The organism is Streptomyces sp. NPDC001933, from assembly GCF_042890955.1.
GTDB lineage: Bacteria > Actinomycetota > Actinomycetes > Streptomycetales > Streptomycetaceae > Streptomyces.
Map to the genome: position 1 here is coordinate 1 of NZ_JBIASS010000076.1, position 7,477 is coordinate 7,477.

Genomic DNA, 7,477 nt, shown 5'->3' on the forward strand with positions numbered 1-7,477 from the left:
CTCGTGGGTTTCGCCTGGCTTGAGCCCGCCTCCAGGGGTGAACCACCGAACGGAACCGTCCTCCTTGTTCAGGGCAGAGAACAGCAGTAGCCGACCGGCGTCGTCCAGCAACACCACGCGCGCGCTCGGGCGCGGCACCATGCTCCCCTCCGGTTTCATCACCTCGTCAGATTAGAACCGCGGTCCCTGGGTGGCCAACGGGTTTGGTCACCGGGCTGAGCCCAGCCGATGTCGCGTACTTCCAGGCCGTCCGCGTAGGCCACGTACGAGATCCAGCACCATGTTCCGAAGGCGTGGGCGATCTCCTCGCCTCCGGGGGCCGGCCACCGGTCCGGATGCCCGGCGACATCGACGAGCAGAGCCTGTACTGCCGTCCGCGCCTCGGCGGACGGCAGCTCGTCCATAACCTCGGCAGCGAGAAGTTGAGCCAGAGCCCACTGTCGCGTACAGAACCATGGCCGTCTTCGGGAGGAGCCGGACTGCATCTACATCGGATTGACCGTGGGGCGGTCTACGCGTCGGGGAGGCCGCGGAGCATGACGGCGTACAGCGGGGAGTCGGGAAAGGGCCGGCGTTCGCCGATCTTGCGGTAGCCCCATGTTTCGTAGAGGGCCTGGACGCGTGGGTGTGTGGTGTCGACGAGGAGGGTGACCAGTTGCTCGGGCCGGGAGTCCAGGAGGGTGTCGTGAAGCCGCTGGGCGAGGCCGGTGCCACGCCACTTCGGGCGGACCATCAGCTCGGACAGGGCGAAGGTGGTGCCCGGGGTGGGGGCGGGGGAGAGGTGCCCGCGCCAGGTTTCGCGGCCGAGGGCGGCGGTGGCGCCGTAGGCGAAGCCCGCGGGCTGGCCGGCATCGAAGGCGATGACGCAGTCGAAGGAGGGCCTGGCGCCCCAGTGGTCGACGAACCAGGCGAACTTCTCCGTCTGGTGGAAGGGGTCGTCCATCTCGGTGGCGTAGGCGTCGGCGTGGACGTCGAGGAGTATCTGCCGGATCGCGGGCAGATCCGCGTGGCCGTAGCGGCTGATGGCACTCATGTGCGGCTCCAGTTGGTGCGGTAGCGGTCGGCCCACTCCCGGGTGACAGACGCGTTCGGGGCGGTGGTGATGAGGTCGCGGTGGAAGTCGCCGAGCAGGGTTCGCAGCCGTCCGGGCAGGGCGGCGCCGCCCAGGAGCGGGAAGATGCCGGCGGTGGTGGCGGCTGCCTGGTCGAGGTCGCCCTGGTGGAGCTGGGCGAGCGCGAGCCGGGCGGTGGCGAACGCCCTGTTGCGGGCGAACACGCCGGGCAGGGCCGCGAGCGCGTGGTGGGAGGCGGCCTCGGCGGCGGGGGAGTTGCCGAGGCGGTCGTGGACGATCGAGGTGATGGCGTGGAGCTCGGCCCGGCCGTAGAACGCGATCCAGGTCGGCCGCGGGCGGGCCGGGTCGGCCTTGGCGAGCGCCTTCTCGGCGTGTTCGAGGGAGCGCAGGGCGGGCCGGTGGTCGCCGAGGTGGGCGTGGGCGATGGCGCTCCGTGCGTGCGCGAGGCTGGCGAACAGCGGGTCGCGGCGGGCGACGGCCGTGGCCCGGGCGGCCTGGCCGGCCGCGAGGGACTCGGTGTGAGCGCCGCGCTGGTGGGCCAGGATCGCCACCGAGTTCCACACGCGCATCGTCGCGACCGGATCCTGCGCCAGCCCGGCCAGGTGCAGGGCCCGCTCGTGCAGAGGCTGGGCGCGGGCGCTCTCGCGGGCGTCCACGCACGACCAGGCCGCGGTCGCGGTGTAGTCGGCCGCGAGGGAGAACAGCCGCTGCCGGGTGCGCTGGGTGGCCGGCTTCTCCTGGAGCGCGACGGCCTCCTGAGCGCCGGCGAGCGCGGCCCGCTCCAGGGTGTCGTGGCCGCCCCGGGAGTCGTCCAGCACCATGAGAGTGTCGAGCTGCTGCCGCAGCCGCAGCACGTCACCGCTGCCAACCCCTGCCGCCGGCGGGCCGAGCACCGCGGCGCCCGCCGAACCGGTCGTCAGCGCGAGGAAGGAACGGCGGTGCACGGGATCCGCCACGGGCGCGGGCTTCCTGCGACGGTCGGGCGGAGCGAACCCCAAGGCCGCCACCGTCAGTCCGCTGACCTGCTCCAGCGCGATCCGGTACTTCTCCTGCGGCCAGGACGTCTCACCGGAACGCCACTTGTGCACCGTGATCTGCGACAGCTCCCGCCCCGGCCCGGTCCTCCGCGTCAGCCGCCGTACGACGGCCTCCAGTTCCTTCGCGAGCGTCGGCGCCGACCACCCCTCGCGCTCCATCCAGGCGACGAACGCCTCGTTCCGTGCACGTGCCATCCCGTCACGGTAGAGCCCAGCCCCACCCTGCTGAAGGTCAACGAACAGTCAAGTCGCTAGGCAAGCGGCAAGCGGAAACCGCAACTTCGCTATGCACCCCACCCCGGCCCGCGCAGTTGTCTGGAAACAAGACGCCGACAACCCGCCCCTGGGAGACAGACCCATGCCCGACACCCACCACACCCAGCTCTCGCTCGACCACGGCTACGCCCGCTTCCTCGACGTCCAGGCCCCGGCCGCCGACACCGGCGACCACGACCAGGGCGACGACGTGGCGGGCGCACGATGAGCGATACCCACGTCGTGCTCTACGACCCGCGCGGCCTGATCGAGGCCGAACACCCCCTGGACCGCGCCCCGCACGAGGCACTCGTCACCGCCGTCCTCGCGTGGAAGGACCCGGATCTCGCCCCCCGCGACTACGAGCAGATTGCCTTACAGCTCACCGGGCACGCCCGCGCGGTGGCCGCCGACGTCCAGCGCCACGCTGCCGCCCTGCCCAAGAACGACGGCCGCGGCGCCCTCGCCGAAGTCGTCCTCCGCGAAGCCGACGGGCGCCTGTCCGCCCCGCTGCAAGGCACCGTCCGCTGCGTCCAGAACCGCGCCCGCCTCGTACGGGCCCTCTACACCCGGCTGGACCGCCTCACCGAACCCGCCCCGGCCACCGCGTAGTTCCCGGGATAGCGCCCCAAGATCCCAGGGCCTACACGCACACCAGTGCGATCCCGCAGCTCAGAACCCCCTGGCATCGCACCCCAGTGCGTGTAGGGCCTGGGCGCGGTGCCGCTGGCCCCAGACAGCAGTGCAGGACACCGAGCCTTTTCCCACCTCAGGCTGAGGCGTGGTGAAGGACAAGGACGCTCTTCACCAGAACTCCAGGTGTTCGTGGCCGCCCGTAGGGCAATGGACGGACGGCTGCCTAGCGGCCGCTGTCACATTCGGCGGGGCGTCCATACCGGCGGACGAGCTCGACCAGCAAGCCTCAGCGCCCCTCGGGAGCCACGTCGGCGCGGAAGACGGGCAGGCCCTCGCGCAGCCGCGCGAAGAGCAGGCCGGCGTCGAACATCTCCTCGTCCTCGTCCTCGTCGGCGGCGAAGACCTCGTCCACCAGGAACGCGCGCAGCTGTTCCTGCACGCCGTCCCCGTATCCCCCTTGGTAGTCGAACAGGTCGAAGTAGAGGTCCGCCTTCACGGTCGCGATCGTCTCGTGGTCGTCCTCGATGACCAGGCGGGCGCGGATGGTGCCAGCGTGAAGCGTGTTGTCGTTGTAGTCGCCGTAGACGACGTCGGCCTCGATGTCGCCCATGACCAGCATCTCGCCGCTGGTGAGGACCCCCCGGGCCTTCACCGCGCCGCCGATCGCCACCACCGAGTCGGGGCCGCAGTCGGCGAGCACGCCGTCGACCGTCACCGATCCGGTGACCACGAAGGGCGCGCCCACGCCCAGGTCGCCCTTGACCACCAGGTCGCCGTGGTGGAAGAACGGGGTGTCCACTTGCTGGTCGCCGATCAGGGTGCGGGTCGTTCGGGTGTCGCCGAGTGTCTTGGCGCACATCTCCGGGACGTACCCGAGCAGGTCGGGGTCGAGGGTGACACGCAGCTGGGCGACGAACTCCTGGTAGCTGTCGAGGTCCCTCTCCACGAGACCGGCGAGCCAGCCGCTGTCGCTGTTGTCGGATTTGAGCGCGGCGGCCCGTTTGGCCCGCATCACCTCGACGGTCCGCCGGATCGCGGCCATGTCGATGGGCAGCGGGGTGTCGCCGTTCTTGTTGTGTGCCATGACGTTCGCCTTGTCTGCGGTCAGGGAACGGGCCGGTGTGGCCCGTCCGTCGGGGGCACCCGCATCAGCGGGGGTGCGAGCGGCGAAGACGAGAGCCGCAGGCTACCGGCCCACCGAGAGCCGAGGCCGTCCGGGGGTTCGCGGCGGCGGCATGCAGGTGGCCGGGAGCGCTCTCGGCGGCTCCAGAAAGAGCCTCACACACGCCGTCCCGCGCGGGCATCCGTAGAAACCCTCAACGCGGTACGCAAGCCTGGCCGTTCAGGTCCACCGGCAACTAGCGTCAACGGCGTGACCGGAACGCCAGAGGTGAATGACCATCACGTTAATCACCGCATCCGTCCGGCAAAGGAGGCCAGCAGCGATGGCCTCCGGCAGAACTAGTTAACGTTTCCCTACTCGAAATGCAGGAGAAATTGATGCTCAAGCGAACCATGGTGCCCCTCGCGACAGCCGTCCTCGGGTTGTCCGCTCTGGCTGCTGCCCCCGCTCAAGCAGCCCCCGTGGCCCAGGCCGATCCGCCCACCGGCTGCGTCACCTGGATCGAGTGGCTCCATGAGGGCCCCAACGTCCACTGGTACGGAGGGGGCAAGGTGCAGTGCGACACCGGCACCTACCAGGCCAAGGTGGTCTGCCTCGATGTGCAGTCGGGCGTGGGGGGCGTCGTGTACAGCAACTACACCGTCGAGGCACCCGAGGTGGCTGCGGTCGCCTGCAACCCCGGCAGCGTCGCGCAGAGCGTCCACGTCGTACCTGCGTAGCGGCATCCCGGACCTGCCGCTGCCGAAGGGCGGAGCGTCCACGCGAGCCGGCCCTCTGCCTGTGGTATTCGCAAGCTGTGCCGCCAATCACGCGGCGGCGGGGCCGCGGGTTGGGTTCCGGAACCCCGCCGAGCACCCTCTGGGGCCGGGAGAGAGGGGGGCCGGGGAATGAAATCAGGGACGGAACGAAGGCTTGGGCGCGGTGGTCGGGCAATTCGAGACCGACAGTGTGCGGCACGGCAAGACCGCTCTGGCCGCAGAGGGGGTCAGGCCGTGCCGCACCCGGCCGGGCCGGCGCGTCCCGCCGGGCCCGTTCGTCCTCGTCCTTGATGAGCCCGGCCGCGCGGGCGGCCGTCTTGATGATGGTCCGCACGGTCCGGGCTGATCAGCGTGCTCTCCTTCGGGCCGAGTGAGATCGACGGCACCGAGCGCCCGTGAAGGGCATCTTCGGGTGCCCCGCAAGCATGCTGAGCCCCTGGGGGAGGCGAAGGATGGTCTGGGAGGCCGTCAGAACGGTGCTGACGGGCCGGTGGTGGTGAAGCTCGGCACATGGCTCGACAACGTCCAAACGGGCCGCGAAACTGTCCGAACAGCGCCGTGCGGACCTTGATGAACTCGGCATGCGCTGGTAGACAGCTGAGACGCAGAACGTTGAGAGGGCCCGGATCCCCATCGGATCCGGGCCCTCTCATCTCTCGTGCGCCGCGCCGCGGCGAACGCGGCCTGAACAACCGGGCGGAGAACTCCCACCAGCCCACGCGGCAGCATGAACGCGCGATGAAGGGATTCCGTTCCGTAGGCGGGGCCCAGCGGTTCCTGTCTGCGTTCAGCGGCATCTCGCCCCACTTCCGCCCTCACCGCCATCTGATGACAGCCTCCGACCACCGAGCCGAGATGACCGTCCGCTTCGCGATCTGGGACCAGATCACCCAAGCTGCCAGTCGGCCCACCACGGCCTGACCACAGGCCCGGACCGCAAGCCCCACCATGCCCCAACGCGCCGTCAGGCACCGACATACTCAACAACTTGACAGCGCCCCCGGGAGTCGAGATCGGTGAAGGCGTCGGCGAAGGGCTGGAACGGGCTGTGCCACTCGTACTCGGTGGCCCGGCCGCGCAGTACGGCCGCCGCGCGACGCCGGGCGAGCGCGCTGAACTCCGCCAGCAGCCGGCTCTTGCCGATGCCCGCCTCACAGACGTGGGCGCCGACCGTCAGGCCACCGGCCCCCATGTGCTTCAGAGCCGCGTCGAGTCGGCCGAGTTCCGCGGACCGGCTGACGAACGGAACCCTCTCCACGCGCCCCACCGGTCCCGCGTACGACTCAGCCACCACGATCTCCCTCCGAACCAACGTCGGCATGGCAGCGGTTCTACAGCGCGGCTGTGACAGTGCCGTTCCCGTCACTGGCTCCGGTTCGGCCCTGCCTGGGCGCATTCTGATCGACAGGGGCGTAAAGCATTACACTGCTGACCGGTCGTGGTCCTCGGAGGTTCAGTAGAAGTACGGAAATGCCGCACGTGGGAGAGAAGCCGCCGACTACCCCGGCATAGCGTGCCAGGCATGAGCACAGTGTTGATGTACGCCCGGTTCGCTCCGGAGCAGTTGGCCCGGTACGCCAGCGACTGGTACGCGGTGGTCGAGTGGTACGGGGAGTGGGACGAAAGCGACGTCCCGATCGTGTCCGTACCGCAGAAGTCGATCGCCCTGTTCGAGTTCGTGCTGGCGGACGCGGGCACACCGGTCACGTTGTACACGCTGGGCATCCACGAGGGAACCATCCGGCAGCCGGACGACGTCGAGCCGTGGCTTCTGTCCGATGTCGGAGAGTTTTTCGAGCCCTGGTCTGTCACTCCTGCGGGCGTGACGGCGCTGGCCGCCGCCCTGGGCGGGAACCCCTTCGACTCCCTGGTCGCCAGGGCCGATTCCGCCAAGATGGCCGCGGCCGGGGTGGCCCTAGTGCCGGACCGGGGCCGGCGCAAGGGCTTCGACAAGTCGCACTACGAGGAGCTCGCCGGATTCCTCGCCGACGCCGCGGCGGCCGGCGAGGGGCTGATCGTCTTCTACGTGGACTGATCGGTTTCTACGACGGCCGGTCGACGGACCGTCCCTGGGTGTCGATACCCGTCCACGGGCCACCGTAGGAGCCGTCCTCGGTGTTCAGGATCACCTCGGCGGTTCCGTCGCGGAACGGCCGCATACCGATGAACCGTTGGCCCATCGGTATGCGCCACCGCCCCTCCGTGTCGATCAGGCCGTAGGAGAAAGGCCGGTCAGGTGTGGGGACGGGCGGCTCAGCGGTCACCTTTCCCGTGAGCTGATGCACCTGTCGCCGCTCCAACCACTGGCGGCCTGCCCACAGGGAGATGACTAGAAGCAGACCCAGGTAGATCGGCCATCCCTGCATGTCGCGGCCCTTCCTCTCAGTAGTGGCTCCCGTGAGGCCACGCGCCGTTGCCCTCATGCTTCCCTTGTCCTGCGGATGGCATGTTCCGGCGCAGTATTTCGCGTCGGTGCGGCCGGTGACACATTTCGGAGGCGCCCTGGTTCTGGTTCGTGATGGTGTCGGAGGCGAACTTCTCCAGCACGGCATGCCGGTGGGCGGGTGGGTGTTCGCCGTACAGCCAGTCGGCCCAT

11 protein-coding genes and 1 pseudogene are annotated in these 7,477 nt (G+C 69.8%); 5 read left to right on the forward strand and 7 right to left on the reverse strand.

From position 1 onward, the window contains the following. The 3 genes from ACFYY7_RS44690 to ACFYY7_RS44700 form a co-directional block, all read right to left on the reverse strand. Positions 1-159, reverse strand: a 159-nt coding sequence (locus ACFYY7_RS44690; RefSeq protein ID WP_388672033.1) for an NUDIX domain-containing protein, incomplete at its 3' end; no start/stop codon positions are given. A gap of 352 nt (positions 160-511) precedes the next feature. Beyond that, positions 512-1,033 carry a GNAT family N-acetyltransferase gene (locus ACFYY7_RS44695; protein WP_388672003.1) on the reverse strand — a complete coding sequence of 174 codons (522 nt, stop codon included), beginning with the start codon at positions 1,031-1,033 and terminating at the stop codon, positions 512-514. Further along, positions 1,030-2,304, reverse strand: coding sequence for an XRE family transcriptional regulator (locus ACFYY7_RS44700; protein ID WP_388672006.1), 1,275 nt, complete (start codon positions 2,302-2,304; stop codon positions 1,030-1,032). The genes ACFYY7_RS44695 and ACFYY7_RS44700 overlap by 4 nt, the downstream gene beginning before the upstream one ends. Before the next feature lie 163 nt (positions 2,305-2,467). Between ACFYY7_RS44700 and ACFYY7_RS44705 the strand changes: the two genes are divergently transcribed. Then, positions 2,468-2,593: a hypothetical protein gene (locus ACFYY7_RS44705; protein WP_388672009.1), complete on the forward strand. Its 126-nt coding sequence runs from the start codon at positions 2,468-2,470 to the stop codon at positions 2,591-2,593. Next, on the forward strand, positions 2,590-2,976 hold the full coding sequence (locus ACFYY7_RS44710) for a DUF6415 family natural product biosynthesis protein (RefSeq protein WP_388672012.1): 387 nt from the start codon (positions 2,590-2,592) through the stop codon (positions 2,974-2,976). Before ACFYY7_RS44705 ends, ACFYY7_RS44710 begins: the two co-directional genes overlap by 4 nt. Before the next feature lie 310 nt (positions 2,977-3,286). Here the strand turns inward: ACFYY7_RS44710 and ACFYY7_RS44715 are convergent, their stop codons facing one another. After that, the gene (locus ACFYY7_RS44715; protein ID WP_388672015.1) at positions 3,287-4,084 is read right to left on the reverse strand and encodes a hypothetical protein; all 798 of its coding nucleotides are present in this window, start codon (positions 4,082-4,084) and stop codon (positions 3,287-3,289) included. Positions 4,085-4,500: 416 nt separating this feature from the next. On the opposite strand from ACFYY7_RS44715, the gene ACFYY7_RS44720 reads away from it, so the two are divergent. Then, complete coding sequence (locus tag ACFYY7_RS44720; RefSeq protein ID WP_388672018.1) at positions 4,501-4,842, forward strand: hypothetical protein; 342 nt, start codon at positions 4,501-4,503, stop codon at positions 4,840-4,842. A gap of 708 nt (positions 4,843-5,550) precedes the next feature. Then, positions 5,551-5,802: pseudogene (locus ACFYY7_RS44725) on the forward strand (IS6 family transposase); the annotation flags it as partial. 43 nt (positions 5,803-5,845) lie between these two features. Here the strand turns inward: ACFYY7_RS44725 and ACFYY7_RS44730 are convergent. Then, positions 5,846-6,202, reverse strand: coding sequence for an AAA family ATPase (locus tag ACFYY7_RS44730; RefSeq protein WP_388672021.1), 357 nt, complete (start codon positions 6,200-6,202; stop codon positions 5,846-5,848). 201 nt (positions 6,203-6,403) lie between these two features. On the opposite strand from ACFYY7_RS44730, the gene ACFYY7_RS44735 reads away from it, so the two are divergent. Beyond that, positions 6,404-6,916 (forward strand): DUF1877 family protein, encoded by a 513-nt coding sequence (locus ACFYY7_RS44735; protein ID WP_388672024.1) that lies wholly within the window; start codon positions 6,404-6,406, stop codon positions 6,914-6,916. Positions 6,917-6,923: 7 nt separating this feature from the next. Here ACFYY7_RS44735 and ACFYY7_RS44740 read toward each other — a convergent pair whose 3' ends face one another. Together ACFYY7_RS44740 and ACFYY7_RS44745 are read right to left on the reverse strand one after the other, a co-directional pair. Further along, positions 6,924-7,247: a WG repeat-containing protein gene (locus tag ACFYY7_RS44740; protein WP_388672027.1), complete on the reverse strand. Its 324-nt coding sequence runs from the start codon at positions 7,245-7,247 to the stop codon at positions 6,924-6,926. Between the two features lie 16 nt (positions 7,248-7,263). Further along, positions 7,264-7,477, reverse strand: a 214-nt coding sequence (locus tag ACFYY7_RS44745; RefSeq protein ID WP_388672030.1) for a hypothetical protein, incomplete at its 5' end; no start/stop codon positions are given.

Bases quoted from the DNA above. Each gene is read 5' to 3' on its own strand.
- ACFYY7_RS44695 (WP_388672003.1), bottom strand. From the start codon at position 1,033: ATGAGTGCCATCAGCCGCTACGGCCACGCGGATCTGCCCGCGATCCGG.
- ACFYY7_RS44700 (WP_388672006.1), bottom strand. From the start codon at position 2,304: ATGGCACGTGCACGGAACGAGGCGTTCGTCGCCTGGATGGAGCGCGAG.
- ACFYY7_RS44705 (WP_388672009.1), top strand. From the start codon at position 2,468: ATGCCCGACACCCACCACACCCAGCTCTCGCTCGACCACGGCTACGCC.
- ACFYY7_RS44710 (WP_388672012.1), top strand. From the start codon at position 2,590: ATGAGCGATACCCACGTCGTGCTCTACGACCCGCGCGGCCTGATCGAG.
- ACFYY7_RS44715 (WP_388672015.1), bottom strand. From the start codon at position 4,084: ATGGCACACAACAAGAACGGCGACACCCCGCTGCCCATCGACATGGCC.
- ACFYY7_RS44720 (WP_388672018.1), top strand. From the start codon at position 4,501: ATGCTCAAGCGAACCATGGTGCCCCTCGCGACAGCCGTCCTCGGGTTG.
- ACFYY7_RS44730 (WP_388672021.1), bottom strand. From the start codon at position 6,202: ATGCCGACGTTGGTTCGGAGGGAGATCGTGGTGGCTGAGTCGTACGCG.
- ACFYY7_RS44735 (WP_388672024.1), top strand. From the start codon at position 6,404: ATGAGCACAGTGTTGATGTACGCCCGGTTCGCTCCGGAGCAGTTGGCC.
- ACFYY7_RS44740 (WP_388672027.1), bottom strand. From the start codon at position 7,247: ATGCAGGGATGGCCGATCTACCTGGGTCTGCTTCTAGTCATCTCCCTG.